The organism is Shinella sp. M27, assembly GCF_049199905.1.
Classification (GTDB): Bacteria; Pseudomonadota; Alphaproteobacteria; order Rhizobiales; family Rhizobiaceae; genus Shinella.
In genome coordinates this window covers 58,517-71,008 of sequence record NZ_JBLZPK010000013.1, presented here as the reverse complement: position 1 = coordinate 71,008, position 12,492 = coordinate 58,517, and the positions used below count along the sequence as shown (strand labels likewise).

Below are 12,492 nucleotides of genomic sequence, written 5' to 3'. Positions count from 1 at the left end.
TTCCTGCGGGTTCTCGTCGCTGCAACCTGTAGCGGCCGGGTCTTTGCAAATGGTCGTTTATTTGCCATGGATGCCCGGCCGTTGCCACCTCCTGCGCTGACGGTCAGAAAACGGGCCGGGTAGAGGGTTGACGGAGCAGCAGACATTTCCAGGGCCGGCTTACGTGAAGATGCCCGCCGGCACCCGGCCGCCAAAGTCCACGCTCCTGCGGCGCGCGCTCGACTGGGTGCCGCTGCATGATTTCACGGCGGCCCATATCGGCTTTTCCGGACGTTTCAATCGCGCTGTAAAGCGCCTCGAAGCGGAGGGCGGCCGTGCGTTGCCAGCCGCGCAGGCGCATTTCCACTTCTCCGATGCCCTCCTGCTATCGATCGATCCAAAGGCCGTCACGATGCGCCTGCTCGATCACGTCGTGGATCATGGCCGCATCCGCTGGATCGGCACGCATTTCCTCGATGGAAGCGACTGGCGATCCATTCTTGCTCCCGTGGATAAGTCATATTCCCACGCGGAGATCGTCGAGCTTTGCAAGAACCGGGAAAACTTCCGGAATGGACCGCGTTACAAGCGATATGCCGAGCGGATCGCCAAGGGAGAAACGGTCCGCCGCAACCGCATAGCGCTCGACACCACGGACAAGCTCGACGGCTATTTTGAATACTATCTCGCCCTGATCTCTGATATCGAGAAGAACGGCATCGTGCCGCATTCCGATCTTGGCTTGCGCGGCCAGACCGGCCACCGGCACCGCTGGACGCGCACGTTCTGGCAGGACTTCGCCGAACGCGATATCGGTATCGCGATTGACGCCGATGGCCGGCTCGTGCGCCACACCAATGGCAAGCACCGCATGGCGGTGGCGCTCGCCCTCGGCCTGCCGCGCATTCCCGTCGAGATCCGCCTGGTGCATGCACGCTGGCTGCAACGCCAATCCGAAAAGCTCGGCCTCCCGCCGAAAGATGCGCTTCTCGCAACGCTGGAAGACGCCCGCGCCAACGGCTGGCCGGCAAGATAAAGGCCCGGCGAACCGGGCCTTTATGCAAATCTCAGCTTACGAAACCTCAGACGGCCGGGCGGCTTTTCAAGAGGTCGCGGATTTCCGTGAGAAGCTGAACGTCTTCCGGCGGCGGCGCGGGCTCGGCGGCACCTTCCGCCTTTTCCCTTTCCAGCGATGCGCGCATGCGGTTCACGCCCTTGATCATCAGGAAGATGATCCAGGCGAGGATGACGAAGTTGATGAAGACGGTGATGAAATTGCCGTAAGCGAAGACAGCGCCCTGCTCGCGGGCGGCAGCCAGCGACGTCGCCGTCACATTGCTCGACAGCGCGATGAAATAGTTGGAAAAATCGAAACCGCCCCCGGTCAGCGCACCGACGATCGGCATGACGAGGTCGTTGACGACGGATTCGACGATCTTGTTGAAGGCTGCACCGATGATGACACCCACCGCAAGGTCCATGACATTGCCGCGGGCGATAAACGCCTTGAACTCATTGAGCATAAGCCTCTCCTTTTGCTGCGACGCAAAAGCAAACTAGTGCAGTTTTTTGCAGGAGGAAACTGCACTCCATCAATATTGAGGGTTTATCCGCGGCGTCTTTCCCGCCTCAGACCTTCGGCGCAATTTCCTTCGCGCCCGCTTTGCCCTATTCTGGCTGCAAAGGCCGATGGACTGCGGGAGGAAGCATGCCGGGCTCGCTGATATTCGCGCTCGCGCTCGCCTATCTCTTGCTGCTCTTTGCGGTCGCAAGCTACGGCGATCGCAAGGCAAAACGCTCCGAGCGCGCCGTCAAGGGCCGCCCGCTCGTCTATGCGCTGAGCCTTGCGATCTACTGCACGTCCTGGACCTATTTCGGCGGCGTGGGCCTCGCGACGACCCATGGCCTGGAATTCGCCGGCATCTATATCGGCCCGATCCTGATGTTCACGCTCGGCATGCCGCTGATCCGCCGCATCGTGACGCTGGCCAAATCCGAACGGCTCACCTCGATTGCCGATTTCGTCGCCGCCCGATACGGCAAGAACCCCGGTGTCGCCGCCGTCGTCGCGTTCATCTCGCTGATCGGCTACATCCCCTATATCGCGCTCCAGCTGAAAGCCGTGTCGAGCTCGGTGTCGGCCATGGTCGATACGGCCGGTTTCGGCATCGCCGCCTCCGGCGGGCTCATCGACCTGCCGCTGGTCGTCACGCTCTTCCTCGCCTGCTTCGCCATCGTCTTCGGCACGCGCCACACGGACGCGACCGAGCACCAGGACGGCCTGATCCTCGCGATCTCGATGGAATCGCTGGTCAAGCTCATCGCCATCGCCTCCGTCGGCCTCTATGTTCTCTATGTGATGTTCGACGGGCCGGGCGATCTCTGGCGAGAAGCCTCGCAGAACGAGCGCGTCATGCAGGCGCTGACCTACGAGACGCCGGTGGCGCGCTGGGTCCTGCTCATCGTGCTCTCCGCCTTCGCCATCATCATGCTGCCGCGCCAGTTCCATGTGACCGTGGTCGAAAACCGCACGGCCGGCGAACTGCGCACCGCCGGCATCCTCTTCCCGCTCTATCTCGTCGCCATCAATCTCTTCGTGCTGCCGGTCGCCATCGGCGGCGTCATGACCTTCAACGGATCAGGCGACGGCGACCTCTATGTGCTGACCCTGCCCTTCGCGCTCGACCAGCCGGTGCTGACCCTGATTGCCTTCGTCGGCGGCTTTTCCGCCGCCACCGCCATGGTCATCGTCGCCTCGGTGGCGCTCTCCATCATGGTGTCGAACGACATCGTCATTCCCGTCGTGCTCCGGCGAAATCTCATCGGCGGCGTCGAGCAGCAGGACGACCTGTCGCGCATGCTGCTCATCATCCGCAGGCTGGCGATCTTCTTCGTGCTGCTGCTGGGTTATGCCTATTACCGCGCCGCCACCGCCAATGCCGGCCTCGCCTCGATGGGCCTGCTCGCCTTTGCCGCCGTGGCCCAGGTCGCACCGACCATGCTCGGCGGCCTGTTCTGGCGCAATGCCAATGCGCGCGGCGCCATGGCCGGCATGATCTCAGGCCTCGTCGTCTGGGCCTATCTGCTGTTCCTGCCGAGCATCGGGGTGGCCGACAATGCCTATGTCGCCGAAACCATTCTCGGCTTCCTCTTCCCCGGCTCCACCGTCTTCACCGGTGCGAATGCCGATCCGCTGGTCAACGCTACGCTCGTTGCGATGATGGTCAATGTCGGCGCCTATGTCATCGGCTCGCTGACGCGCAATCCGACCTCGCTGGAGCGGCTCCAGGCCGGCACCTTCATCCGTTCCAAGCCCCGCCTTGAGCGCGCCTTCCGCGGCCGCCGCACGAAAGTCACCGTGCGCGACCTCAAGACGACCATTGGCAAATATCTCGGCGAGGAGCGCATGCAACGCTCGTTCCACACGTATGAGCGGCAGGTCGGCCGCTGGCTGGAGGACAATGCGCCGGCCGATGCGGCCATCGTGCATTTCTCCGAACAATTGCTCGGCAGCGCCATCGGCTCCTCATCCGCCCGCCTCGTTCTCTCCCTCGTGCTCCAGCGCATCGACGACACGCCGACAGACACCGACTGGCTGCTCGACCAGGCCAGCGAGGCGCTGCAATACAATCAGGATATGCTGCAGACGGCGCTCGGCCAGATGGACCAGGGCATCGCCGTCTTCGACAGCGCCGGCAACCTCACCGTCTGGAACCGCCGCTTCCGCCAGCTGCTCGACCTGCCGGAATATGTCGGCCAGGTCGGCTTTCCGCTGTCCGACATCGTGGAAATCCTCGCCGAGCGCGGCGATATCGCGGAGGAGGAGCGCGCCGTCACCGTCACCCGCACCATGACCTATGACGAGCCCTTCGCGCTGGTGCTGGCAGGCGGCGAGCGCATCGTGGAAGTGCGCACCAATGCCATGCCGGAAAAGGGCTTCGTCTCCACCTATACCGACATTACCGACCGTGTGGCCGCCGACCGCGCGCTGAAACAGGTCAACGAGACGCTGGAACACCGCGTCGCCGAGCGCACCGCCGAACTGACCCGCGTCAACACCGAGCTTGCCGAGGCGCGCGCCGCCGCCGAGGAAGCCAATATCGGCAAGACCCGCTTCTTCGCCGCCGCCGGGCACGATATTCTCCAGCCGCTCAATGCCGCCCGCCTCTATTCCTCCTCGCTCGTCGAACGGCTCGGCGAAACGGAGAACCGCGAGATGATCTACAACATCGATTCCTCGCTGGAATCGGTGGAAGCGATCCTCGGCGCCGTGCTCGACATTTCCCGCCTCGATACCGGCGCGATGAAGCCCCGCGTGCAGACGGTGGCGCTGAAGGACCTGTTGAAACGCATCGAAACCGACTTCGCGCCGATGGCGCGGGCGAAGAACCTTAAGCTGACCGTGCTCTCCAGCTCGCTCGCCATCCGCACCGACCCGAACCTGCTGCGCCGCGTCGTGCAGAACCTCGTGTCGAACGCCATCAAATACACCCAGTCCGGCAAGGTGCTGGTCGGTGTGCGCCGCAAGGGTGGGCACGCGGTCATCCAGGTGCTCGATTCCGGCATCGGCATTCCCGCCTCGAAATTCCGCACGGTCTTCAAGGAATTCGCCCGGCTCGACGAGGGCGCGCGCACCGCGCCGGGCCTCGGGCTCGGCCTCTCCATCGTCGATCGCATCTCGCGCGTGCTGTCGCACCCCGTCGAGCTGCAATCGACGCCCGGCCGTGGCACCAGCTTCAAGGTGCGCGTACCGATCGATGCTGCCGCCAGCCGCCACGTCGCTGACAAACCGGCCGCCGTGCCCGTCAGCGACGAGCCGCTGAAGGGTCTGCGCGTGCTCTGCATCGACAACGAACCGAAAATCCTCGACGGCATGCGCCTATTGCTTTCCGGCTGGGGCTGCACGGTGACGCTCGCCGAATCCGTCGCGGCCGTAGAAGCACTGGTCGCCGCCGGCCCGCCGGCCGTCGATGCCGTGATCGCCGACTACCATCTCGACGACGGCACCGGCATTGCGGCCATCGCAAGACTCCGAACCGCGCTCGCCCGCGAAATCCCCGCCCTGCTGGTCACCGCCGACCGCACACCGGAGGTACGTGCCGAGGCGGATCGGGACAATATCCTCGTGCAGAACAAACCGGTGCGCCCGGCCTCCATGCGCGCCTGGCTGACGCAGTTTTCGGCGTTGCAGCGGGAGGCGGCGGAGTAAGATCAGGCCGCCGCCTGGGCAGCACCAATCTTGCCGAGCTGGATGACCGCCTGGGTGCGGCTGTCGACATTGAGCTTCAGGAGGATCGCCGAGACATGCGCCTTGATGGTCGCCTCGGAGACGCCGAGTTCGTAGGCGATCTGCTTGTTGAGCAGACCCTCGGCGAGCATGGCGAGCACGCGAGATTGCTGCGGCGTCAGCGTGCGTAGCCGTGCGATGAGGTCTGCCACCTCGCCATCCTGCTCGGGCCCGCGCACATAACCGCCGGGCGTGTAGATATTGCCCGCCAGCACCGAGCCGATACCCTCGCGGATATCCTCGATGGAGGCCGATTTGGAGATGAAGCCGGAGGCGCCGAGATCGAGCGCGCGGCGGATGGTGACGGGATCGTCGCTGGCCGAGACGATGACGACGGGCAGGCTCTGGAATTCGGCGCGCAACGAGATGAGGCCCGAGAGGCCACTGACGCCGGGCATGGCGAGATCGAGCAGCAGCAGGTCGGCATTGGGGTTGGTTTCGGCGGCCTTGCGCGCCGCCTCGAAATCGCCGGCCTCGACGATATCGGGATTGCCGTCCATGCCCGTCAGCGCCTGTTTCAGCGCGCCGCGAAACAGCGGATGGTCATCCGCGATGATGATCGTGAGTGCCGATGCCATGCGCTCCCTCCCAAGAGTAAATGGCCCAAAAGTATAGGACCTGATGACGGAGGCGGCGCGGGCGCAGGCTCTCCGTCAGGTCTTCTGCGGGTCCGTGCCTTTCTCGGGAACGGCTTTCTCCTCTCCGTCCTCGAGATTTTTCACGATGCCCATGAACCTTTGCATCATCTTTTCCATGACGGTCATGGTCCGGTCAATCTCTTCATCCGTCGGCAGCGATGGTTTTGCATCCGTAAGGCCGGTTGCGCCGCCCTTTTCCAGCGCCTCGACGCGTTTGGTGAGAAGATCGAGTTCCTTCTCGAAGGCCGCGCGCTCATCCGCCGCCATGCGGCAGACGATCTGCCCGTCCTGCTCGCGGCAGAGCGAAACATCGCCCGAGGTGGTGTCGAGGCGGATGAACCCGGTGCCGGTCTTTTCCATGCGGTAGCGGCCCTCGCCTTCCGCATGGGCGGAGCCGGCGAGGATCAGGGCGGCGAAGGTCAGGGGCAGGGCAGAGATTCGCATGCAAAATCCTCCAGGAGCCGGGTTCCGGGGTTTTCACCGGTGGACAACGACCGCTCTTTCCGGCAAGCGCTACCGTAAGGACGGCAGGCAAGGGAGAAACGGACGCGATGGCCAAGACAATCTACAAGATCGTTCCGGCAAGTCTGTGGCAAAGAGCCAAAGCGGACGGAATTTTCGAAGGGGCCGCCATCGACCTGACCGATGGTTACATCCATTTCTCCACCGCGTCCCAGGCGAAAGAGACAGCCGCCCGCCATTTCGCCGGCCAGGCGGACCTGCTGCTCGTCGCCGTCGACGGTGATGCGCTCGGCGAAAAGCTGGTCTTCGAAGCCTCGCGCGGCGGCGATCTCTTCCCCCACCTTTATGCCGCCCTGCCGCTGTCCGCCGTGCTCTGGGAAAAACCCCTGCCGCTTGGCCCTGACGGCGCCCACCAGTTTCCGGAGATGCTGTGATGTCGCTGCTTTCGACCCTCGGCCGCAAGGGCCTCTTCCTGTTCGATCCCGAAACCGCGCATGGCCTGTCGATCGCCGCGCTGAAGACCGGCATCGTGCCCGCCTGCCCGGCCAAGGCCGATCCGCGTCTCGCCCAGACCGTCGCCGGCCTCGCCTTCCCCAACCCGATCGGCCTGGCCGCCGGCTATGACAAAAATGCCGAAGTGCCGGAAGCAATGTTGCGCCTCGGCTTCGGCTTCACCGAGATCGGCACCGTGACGCCGCGCGCGCAGGCGGGCAATCCCAAGCCGCGCATCTTCCGCCTCGTCGAGGACGATGCCGTCATCAACCGCCTCGGCTTCAACAATGAAGGCCATGCCGCCGCGTTGGAACGCCTGAAGGCTTGCCGGCGCGATGCGCTGATCGGCGTGAATATCGGCGCCAACAAGGACAGCGAAGAACGCATCGCCGACTATGTCGCCGGCATCCGCACCTTCTACGATGTCGCGCGCTACTTCACCGCCAACATCTCCTCGCCCAACACGCCGGGCCTTCGCGACCTGCAGGCGAAGGAAAGCCTGCATGCGCTGCTCTCCGCCGTGCTCTCCGCCCGCGCCGAACAGGCGACCCGCAGCGGCCGTGAGGTTCCGGTCTTCCTGAAGATCGCACCCGATCTCACCGAGGAAGGCCTTGACGATATCGCCGAAGTGGCGCTCTCCCATGCCCTCGATGGCCTCATCGTTTCCAACACGACGCTGTCGCGCGCCAGCCTGCGCAACGTCAGCCATGCGGGCGAGGCCGGCGGCCTCTCGGGAAAACCGCTCTTCGAAAAGTCCACGGTGGTGCTGGCCAAGATGCGCAGGCGCGTCGGAGAAACCCTGCCGATCATCGGCGTCGGCGGCGTCTCCTCGGCGGAGACGGCGGCGGAGAAAATCCGGGCGGGCGCCAACCTCGTGCAGCTCTATTCCTGCATGGTCTATGCCGGCCCGACCCTGCCGGGCGAGATCGTCGGCGGCCTCTCGCGGATTTGTGATCGCGAGCAGATCGCTTCGATTTCAATGCTTTGCGGCACCCGCACCGATCATTGGGCCAATTGCAGCCTTTAAACGTCACACCGGAACCAAAGTCCTCCCGCAGGGTTTAACTCTTGCGGGTGGAGTGTCGGCAAAAGCCGATTCGCATCGACGGTAGCCTGCACCGATCCCGCCGCATAAGGGCCAAAAGGCCAGGAAGGGACGATACCATGGATGACCAAAGCGAACGGATCCGCAAAAGGGCGCACGAGATCTGGGAAGAAGAGGGCCGGCCGGAAGGCCGCGAATATTCGCACTGGCTGCGCGCCAGGGCCGATATCCAGGCAGAGGACGGCGAAAAGCCGAAACGGCCGGAAAGCCCGCTTGATTTCCTGGGTCTCAGTATCGGACGCATTCAGCCGGCGTAAGGGCCGGTCTTTTGCCGGAGATCATCTCCAGTCCGCCAAGGAGAACTGCCGGCCGGCGAGCGCTGGCAGGCGCATCGCCAGGAAAATCCCCCGGAAAGCCAGGAAGAGATTGAGCGCCAGCCACAGGCCGTGATTGCCCAACAGCGGCACGAAGACGGCGAGCGCGGCGAGATAGCCGACGAAGGCCGCCAGCATCATGTTGCGCATGGCGCTCGACCAGGTCGCGCCGATGAACACGCCATCCATCTGGAAGGCGAGCGCCCCGGTGATTGCCGTCAGCGCCGCCCAGGGCAGGTATTTCGCCGCCTCGGACCGCACGCTGTCCGTCGTCGTCAGCAGGCCGACGATATCGCTGCCGAATATCAAGAAAAGCACGGTGGTGACGACGCCGAGGCCGAGCGACCAAAGGAAGGTGAGTTTGACAGCCCTGTCGAAGGCCGGCCGGAAACTCGCCCCGAAGGCCCGACCCACGAGCTGCTCGGCCGCATTGGCGATGCCGTCGAGATAATAGCCGGCGACGAGGAAGATGTTCATCAGCACCGCATTGGCCGCCAGCTCCAACGGCCCCATGGAGGAGCCGATGCGGGTCATGATGGCAAAGGCGCCGATCAGCACGAAGGTGCGGATCATAATATCGCGGTTGAGCGAAAACAGCGCCTTCAGCCGTGCAGGCGCAAAGATTTCCGCCCGCGAAGGCCGGTCGGCGCGCGCAAAGCGCGAGACGACGATCGCAAGCCCCGCCAGCGTGCCCACCGTTTCACCTGTGAACGTGCCCCAAGCGATGCCGGCAATGCCCCAGCCGAGCCCAAGGCCAAGCGTGATCGACAACACGATGTTGATGCCGTTGATGATCGCCTGCAGCAGGAGCCCCGTCATGCCCTGCCCGCGCCCGAGCACGAAGCCGAGCAGCGCATAATTGGCGAGCGCCATGGGGGCGGAGAGCACGCGGATCATGAAATAAGTCGAGGCGACCTCGGCCACTTCCGGCGTCGGCGCCATCAGGAAAAGTCCGCCGGAAAGCAGGAGCGGCGAGAGCAGCATCAGCACCAAGCCCGAACAGAGCGCGATGGTGAGCGAACGCCAGTAAACTGCCTGCTCTTCGCGCCTATCGCCACGGCCGAAGGCCTGCGCCACCAGTCCGGTTGTCGAGGCGCGCAGAAAATTGAAGCTGCCGAGCAAGAGATCGAAGATGATGGCGGCGACGGCCATGCCGGCCAGCGCATCCGCTGAGCCGAGCCGTCCCGCGACGGCCGTGTCCGTCAGGCCGAGCAGTGGTGTCGTGAGAAAGCCAAGCGTCATGGGAATGGCGATCGCCAGCACCAGCCGGTGCGTCACCTCGAAGGGACCGGACCCATCGTTTTCGCTTGCCGTCGTGGCACTCATGCTAACTCCCCTCAGGCCGGCTCTATTTCGCGTCCATCCGGATCGGCGTCACCGGCAGGAGACGCAGCGAGCGGACCATCGAGGCCGTCAGCGTCTTGTATTTGAGAAAATGCGGCGTGGCGAGGTGCGCCTGATAGGCCGCCTCGTCGGCATAAACCTCCAGCAGCCGCACTTTTTCCGGAGTCTCGTCGATCGACACCGCATGCAGCATCAGCACCCCCGGCTCGAGCCGCACCGAGGCTTCGATCTCCTCGGCGAGCAACGCCTTGTAGGCGTCGATCTCAGCGGGATCGATCTCCAGATCCGCCATGCGCACGATCCTGCCGCCCATGCGTGCTCCTCAGCCTGACAGCACCATCGCCCAGTATGGCCGCCCGCCCGATGCCGGATTGGAAACGACCGCGACGCCGAGGCCGCGATAGCTGGCGCCCAGCATATTGACGAGATGTTTCGGCGAGCGATACCAGGCGTCGAAGGCTTCCGCGGCATTATCCTGTCCGACGGCAATGTTTTCCGCCGCCGGCAGCGCGACCTCCATGCCTTTCATGCGCTTCAAAAAGTTCGCGCCGAAGCCGATATTGTGTTCCATCTTGCCGGCGGAGGCCATGCGGCTTGCCTGATCCATGGCGGCAAGCTGCGCCTGCTTGTCGATGACGAGCGCTGACAGGCCACGTTCGGCGCGGAGCTTGTTGACGAGGCCGAGGGAGGCGGCCGTCTGGTCGCTGCCGGTGCCGGCCGAAGGCGCCAGCACGCTGGTGGTGGAACAGCCGGCGGCGAGCGCCGCGATGGCCGCCGCCGAGGCGGCAAGGAAGGTGCGACGGGTCAGCATGGTCAGCGGCGATAGCTCAGAAGGCGGATGAGGATGAAGACGGGAATGACGATGACGGCGCCGAGCAGCAGGTAATCGCCGAGGCGGCCGAGCGTCTTGAAGCCGGTATTCCACAGGTCGAGGATGAAATCGCGCGCCGCAAAGAGGATATCGTCAGGGTAGAGCCCGAAAATCGACATCAGGAAGCCGACGGCAACCGACAGGATCAGGAGCTTGATAAGCACGCGCAGGGGGCTATCGCCCAGAAACCCGTTCACGCCATTCGACATCCGCTGATTCTCCATAAATTCGTTTGCACCTGAGATAAGCGCTCGGGTCTCCTGCCGCAAGCAAAGGCCGCGCACGAGAATTCGCTTGCCTTTTAGCGCGGCCCTGCCATTTAGCGCCATCCGTTTCCCGTTTCCGAGCCCCCATGACGAGCCCGCATTTCTCCTCCGGCGATCTCATCGCCGACCGCCGCGCCGATTATGCCCGCATGTTTGCGGAATCGGGCGAGTTCGCGGAGGCGCAGGAGCTCATGGAACAAGCGCTCGAACAGGTGCCGGGTTGGGCTGCCGGCTGGTTCCGGCTCGCCGAATATGCCGAGAAATCGGGCCGGAAGGAGGCAGCCGCAGCAGCACTCGAAAAGGTCATCGCGCTCGACCCCTCCGATATTTTCGGCGCCAGCCTGAAACTCGCGGTGCTTGGCATGGCGGAAGCACCCTCCGCGCCACCGATGCAGTATGTCGAACGCCTCTTCGACGACTATGCCGACCGCTTCGACACAGCGCTGGTCGGGCGGCTCGACTACACCGTGCCGCAGACGCTCGCAAAGCTCGTGCGCAAACATGCCGGCGACGATGCGCAGTTCGGCCTCGTCGCCGATATCGGCTGCGGCACCGGCCTGTTCGGCGTCGAGTTCCGCAACAATGCCGGCCGCCTCGAAGGTTTCGACCTCTCCGCCGGCATGCTGGCCAAGGCCGAAGAGAAGGCGATCTACGACCATCTCGCGCAGGCCGACCTGTCATTGCCCGCGACGGAAAGCGGGCTCTTCGGTGATCTGCCGGACGCCCGCGCCGATCTCGTCAGCGCCGCCGACGTGCTGATGTATCTCGGCGATCTCGGACAGGTTTTTGCGAGCGTCGCGCGTCTCGCCAAGCCCGGCAGCCTCTTCGCCTTCTCGGTGGAAGATGGCGGCGATGGCGATGCGCCGCTGCTTCGTCCCTCGCTGCGCTACGCCCACCCTGAAGCCTTCATTGCCAGAAGAATGGCCGAAACCGGCTTCGAGCTGGTGGCGCTGGAAAAGAGCGTGATCCGCCAGGATGGCGGCCAACCGGTGCATGGCCTGCTGTTCCTCGCCCGGTACAAACCATAGGCTTCACGCAAGCGGCGACGCCCTATACAACGATAAAAATCATCGGAGATCGGCCATGGACGGCGACAAGCGGCGTTTCGGCTTCTGGAATCCCACACCCACCCGTCACACGCCGCTGGAAGATGCGCAGGGCCTGTTTGCGAGCAGCATGATCGCGGCCCTCGGTCTTGCGCTGATGAGCAGCGCCGGGCTGGTCGCCAGCGGCACCGCCGGCGTGGCCTTCATCCTGCACTATCTCACGGGTATCAGCTTCGGCATCTTCTACACCGTCGTGAACATCCCCTTCTATATTCTCGCGCTGAAGCGTCTCGGCTGGGGTTTCACCATAAAGACCGTGCTTGCGGTGACCATGACCTCCATCATCACCGAGTTCCAGCCGCATTTCGTGCGCATCGAGAGCATCGACCCGATGTGGACTGCGGTGCTGGCCGGCATCCTGCTCGGCTTCGGCCTGCTCGGCCTTTATCGCCACCGCGCCAGCCTCGGCGGCGTGGGCGTGCTGGCGGTCTATCTGCAGGAGCGCTTCGGCATCCGCGCCGGCCTCGTGCAGCTCGCCTTCGATCTCTTCGTGCTGATCGCCGCCTTCGCCGTCGCCGCCCCGTTCATCGTGCTGTGCTCGGTGGTCGGCGCCGTGGTGCTGAACCTCTTCCTCACAGTCAACCATCGCGCCGACCGCTATATCGCGATGTGACCCCCAAACGCATTC

At 64.2% G+C, this 12,492-nt stretch carries 14 protein-coding genes; 7 read left to right on the top strand and 7 right to left on the bottom strand.

Annotation, left to right across the window (positions count from 1 at the left end):
* Positions 1 to 163: 163 nt before the first annotated feature.
* Positions 164 to 1,015: a hypothetical protein gene (locus ACOZK4_RS05155; RefSeq protein ID WP_421590833.1), complete on the top strand. Its 852-nt coding sequence runs from the start codon at positions 164 to 166 to the stop codon at positions 1,013 to 1,015.
* A gap of 46 nt (positions 1,016 to 1,061) precedes the next feature.
* On the opposite strand, the gene mscL is transcribed toward ACOZK4_RS05155, so the two are convergent.
* On the bottom strand, positions 1,062 to 1,502 hold the full coding sequence (mscL, locus tag ACOZK4_RS05150) for a large conductance mechanosensitive channel protein MscL (RefSeq protein ID WP_313526725.1): 441 nt from the start codon (positions 1,500 to 1,502) through the stop codon (positions 1,062 to 1,064).
* A gap of 185 nt (positions 1,503 to 1,687) precedes the next feature.
* Between mscL and ACOZK4_RS05145 the strand changes: the two genes are divergently transcribed.
* Positions 1,688 to 5,188 carry a NahK/ErcS family hybrid sensor histidine kinase/response regulator gene (locus ACOZK4_RS05145; RefSeq protein WP_421590831.1) on the top strand — a complete coding sequence of 1,167 codons (3,501 nt, stop codon included), beginning with the start codon at positions 1,688 to 1,690 and terminating at the stop codon, positions 5,186 to 5,188.
* 2 nt (positions 5,189 to 5,190) lie between these two features.
* Here ACOZK4_RS05145 and ACOZK4_RS05140 read toward each other — a convergent pair whose 3' ends face one another.
* Positions 5,191 to 5,844 (bottom strand): response regulator, encoded by a 654-nt coding sequence (locus ACOZK4_RS05140; RefSeq protein ID WP_421590830.1) that lies wholly within the window; start codon positions 5,842 to 5,844, stop codon positions 5,191 to 5,193.
* Between the two features lie 75 nt (positions 5,845 to 5,919).
* A complete protein-coding gene (locus ACOZK4_RS05135) occupies positions 5,920 to 6,348 on the bottom strand; it encodes a hypothetical protein (RefSeq protein ID WP_421590829.1) in 429 nt (142 codons plus the stop codon).
* A gap of 107 nt (positions 6,349 to 6,455) precedes the next feature.
* On the opposite strand from ACOZK4_RS05135, the gene ACOZK4_RS05130 reads away from it, so the two are divergent.
* The 3 genes from ACOZK4_RS05130 to ACOZK4_RS05120 all read left to right on the top strand — a co-directional run bounded on the left by ACOZK4_RS05130 (position 6,456) and on the right by ACOZK4_RS05120 (position 8,220).
* Complete coding sequence (locus tag ACOZK4_RS05130) at positions 6,456 to 6,800, top strand: DUF952 domain-containing protein (RefSeq protein ID WP_421590828.1); 345 nt, start codon at positions 6,456 to 6,458, stop codon at positions 6,798 to 6,800.
* Positions 6,800 to 7,885: a quinone-dependent dihydroorotate dehydrogenase gene (locus tag ACOZK4_RS05125; protein ID WP_421590827.1), complete on the top strand. Its 1,086-nt coding sequence runs from the start codon at positions 6,800 to 6,802 to the stop codon at positions 7,883 to 7,885. The genes ACOZK4_RS05130 and ACOZK4_RS05125 overlap by 1 nt, the downstream gene beginning before the upstream one ends.
* Positions 7,886 to 8,022: 137 nt before the next feature.
* On the top strand, positions 8,023 to 8,220 hold the full coding sequence (locus ACOZK4_RS05120; RefSeq protein WP_421590826.1) for a DUF2934 domain-containing protein: 198 nt from the start codon (positions 8,023 to 8,025) through the stop codon (positions 8,218 to 8,220).
* A 21-nt stretch (positions 8,221 to 8,241) separates the two neighbouring features.
* Here the strand turns inward: ACOZK4_RS05120 and ACOZK4_RS05115 are convergent, their stop codons facing one another.
* The 4 genes from ACOZK4_RS05115 to ACOZK4_RS05100 are packed head-to-tail and all read right to left on the bottom strand — an operon-like array spanning position 8,242 to position 10,701.
* Complete coding sequence (locus tag ACOZK4_RS05115) at positions 8,242 to 9,603, bottom strand: MATE family efflux transporter (RefSeq protein ID WP_421590824.1); 1,362 nt, start codon at positions 9,601 to 9,603, stop codon at positions 8,242 to 8,244.
* Positions 9,604 to 9,625: 22 nt separating this feature from the next.
* Complete coding sequence (locus ACOZK4_RS05110) at positions 9,626 to 9,934, bottom strand: putative quinol monooxygenase (RefSeq protein WP_421590822.1); 309 nt, start codon at positions 9,932 to 9,934, stop codon at positions 9,626 to 9,628.
* A 9-nt stretch (positions 9,935 to 9,943) separates the two neighbouring features.
* Positions 9,944 to 10,432 carry a CAP domain-containing protein gene (locus ACOZK4_RS05105; protein ID WP_421590821.1) on the bottom strand — a complete coding sequence of 163 codons (489 nt, stop codon included), beginning with the start codon at positions 10,430 to 10,432 and terminating at the stop codon, positions 9,944 to 9,946.
* 2 nt (positions 10,433 to 10,434) lie between these two features.
* Positions 10,435 to 10,701, bottom strand: a complete 267-nt coding sequence (locus tag ACOZK4_RS05100; RefSeq protein ID WP_313526697.1) for a DUF6460 domain-containing protein — start codon at positions 10,699 to 10,701, stop codon at positions 10,435 to 10,437.
* 143 nt (positions 10,702 to 10,844) lie between these two features.
* Between ACOZK4_RS05100 and ACOZK4_RS05095 the strand changes: the two genes are divergently transcribed.
* Together ACOZK4_RS05095 and ACOZK4_RS05090 are read left to right on the top strand one after the other, a co-directional pair.
* Complete coding sequence (locus ACOZK4_RS05095; RefSeq protein ID WP_421590820.1) at positions 10,845 to 11,786, top strand: methyltransferase domain-containing protein; 942 nt, start codon at positions 10,845 to 10,847, stop codon at positions 11,784 to 11,786.
* A gap of 55 nt (positions 11,787 to 11,841) precedes the next feature.
* A complete protein-coding gene (locus ACOZK4_RS05090) occupies positions 11,842 to 12,477 on the top strand; it encodes a YitT family protein (protein ID WP_421590819.1) in 636 nt (211 codons plus the stop codon).
* The last annotated feature ends 15 nt before the right edge of the window (positions 12,478 to 12,492 follow it).

Excerpts from the sequence above, each read along its gene's own strand:
- mscL (WP_313526725.1), bottom strand. The coding sequence starts at position 1,502 with ATGCTCAATGAGTTCAAGGCGTTTATCGCCCGCGGCAATGTCATGGAC.
- ACOZK4_RS05145 (WP_421590831.1), top strand. The coding sequence starts at position 1,688 with ATGCCGGGCTCGCTGATATTCGCGCTCGCGCTCGCCTATCTCTTGCTG.
- ACOZK4_RS05140 (WP_421590830.1), bottom strand. The coding sequence starts at position 5,844 with ATGGCATCGGCACTCACGATCATCATCGCGGATGACCATCCGCTGTTT.
- ACOZK4_RS05135 (WP_421590829.1), bottom strand. The coding sequence starts at position 6,348 with ATGCGAATCTCTGCCCTGCCCCTGACCTTCGCCGCCCTGATCCTCGCC.
- ACOZK4_RS05130 (WP_421590828.1), top strand. The coding sequence starts at position 6,456 with ATGGCCAAGACAATCTACAAGATCGTTCCGGCAAGTCTGTGGCAAAGA.
- ACOZK4_RS05125 (WP_421590827.1), top strand. The coding sequence starts at position 6,800 with ATGTCGCTGCTTTCGACCCTCGGCCGCAAGGGCCTCTTCCTGTTCGAT.
- ACOZK4_RS05120 (WP_421590826.1), top strand. The coding sequence starts at position 8,023 with ATGGATGACCAAAGCGAACGGATCCGCAAAAGGGCGCACGAGATCTGG.
- ACOZK4_RS05115 (WP_421590824.1), bottom strand. The coding sequence starts at position 9,603 with ATGAGTGCCACGACGGCAAGCGAAAACGATGGGTCCGGTCCCTTCGAG.
- ACOZK4_RS05110 (WP_421590822.1), bottom strand. The coding sequence starts at position 9,934 with ATGGGCGGCAGGATCGTGCGCATGGCGGATCTGGAGATCGATCCCGCT.
- ACOZK4_RS05105 (WP_421590821.1), bottom strand. The coding sequence starts at position 10,432 with ATGCTGACCCGTCGCACCTTCCTTGCCGCCTCGGCGGCGGCCATCGCG.
- ACOZK4_RS05100 (WP_313526697.1), bottom strand. The coding sequence starts at position 10,701 with ATGTCGAATGGCGTGAACGGGTTTCTGGGCGATAGCCCCCTGCGCGTG.
- ACOZK4_RS05095 (WP_421590820.1), top strand. The coding sequence starts at position 10,845 with ATGACGAGCCCGCATTTCTCCTCCGGCGATCTCATCGCCGACCGCCGC.
- ACOZK4_RS05090 (WP_421590819.1), top strand. The coding sequence starts at position 11,842 with ATGGACGGCGACAAGCGGCGTTTCGGCTTCTGGAATCCCACACCCACC.